General features: G+C 60.1%; 2 protein-coding genes. Both read left to right on the top strand.

The genetic code is table 11. The features are described 5' to 3' along the window. A partial coding sequence (locus tag MLD63_RS17905; RefSeq protein ID WP_255331251.1) for a universal stress protein occupies positions 1–207 on the top strand: 207 nt, incomplete at its 5' end. An 826-nt stretch (positions 208–1,033) separates the two neighbouring features. Then, positions 1,034–1,473 (top strand): metallophosphoesterase family protein (locus tag MLD63_RS17910; RefSeq protein ID WP_255331252.1); only part of this gene is annotated, 440 nt, incomplete at its 3' end.

Consider the following 1,473-nt stretch of genomic DNA (forward strand, 5'->3'; position numbering starts at 1 on the left):
CGACATGGGGTCAAGGTCATCGTCGACCGACTTCCAAGCGAGGGAGAGCGGATCGAGAAGGTTCTTGCCCGGCACGCCACCGATCTTGATGCGGACATGATCGTCATGGGCGCGTGGGGCCATTCGCGCTTGCGGGAGCGCATCTTTGGCGGCGTGACCCAATCGATGATCGAGCAGCCTCCGCTGCCCGTGTTTCTAGCGCGCTGAGTAGCGGGGAACGCGTGCCTTCAGTGCTGCTGGCGGTCTCGTTCCCGCGGAAAGGTCGACGTTACGCGCTCTGCTGAAGGCAGAGTGAACGTGCATCGTGTTCGCACGAGCAACGCGCAATCTTGGGATAACGGGTCCGCAGTCACACCGAATGACGAAACGCGCCAGATACTGGTTCAAGCGACTCTTAGCAGGCGCCGCTCCTATCACGGGACCGCCGGGCCTCCGCCAGACGAGCGGTCTTATCGCGTTTTTCTAACGCCTTCTCTTCTAATATGAGCTTCGCCGCGGCTGTTGTCCTGTCCAGCACCGTTTGCGGTGGCGCAGTCACCTCGGTGAAGGCCCCCTCCGGCGCAAGCAATCTGCCTCCGTTTCCATGGCGCACAGGCGGCAATGTCATGAACTGATCGAGAGAGAAATTCTTGGCAGATTTTGCCATCCGAACCATCATCCTTGTCTGGGCTGCACACCGACCTGCGAGGTCGATTGGGAGCGGAGATCCGTTTCAACTAGAGGGACGCCGAGTATCGACCGTTCATCTTTCAAGATGGAGACCCGCGGGAGTGGTCGCAAGGACAGGACTCAAACGTGTCGCTATTGTGTATAATGCGCGGACATCGACGCCTTCCGTCAAGCGCGTTTCAACAACTGACCAACGCTGCCGCGCAGCTTCTCCAAATCCAGCGTTTGTGTGGCGCCGAGAGATGGAGCATGGACCGTCTTCCATGCGGGACGCTTGAGCCACGCTCTGCTAACTCAACTGAGAACGTGCAGCGCCGTCCGTGTAATATGGCCAACCTGAGGCGCGATTGTTCTTCCATCACCATTGAAGGGTTGCCACATCCAACCACCGGTCCAATCATTTCTTCGAAAGCGCATCGGCGTCATTTCCGACACCCACGGCCTGCTCCGACCCGAGGCGCTGGATGCGCTCGAAGGCGTCGACCGCATCCTGCACGCGGGCGATATCGGCGATCTCTCGCACCTTGACGCGCTGGCGGACATCGCCCCGGTGACAGCAATCCGCGGCAACATCGACTCCGGACACGCCGCTCAGGCCCTTCCCGAAACGGCGAACCTGACAATCGGAGGCCTGCGGATCCACATGATCCATGACCGCAAGACTTTGAAGGCTGATCTCAAAATCGAGGGATGGAACGTCGTCATCTCGGGCCACTCGCACAAGCCTAGCATCGGTGAAATCAGGGGCATACTCTGGCTGAACCCGGGCGCCGCTGGCCCTCGGCGCTTCCGCCTGCCGATCAC

The sequence above is a fragment of the Paracoccus albicereus genome, assembly GCF_024359525.1.
Taxonomy (GTDB): Bacteria; Pseudomonadota; Alphaproteobacteria; order Rhodobacterales; family Rhodobacteraceae; genus Paracoccus; species Paracoccus albicereus.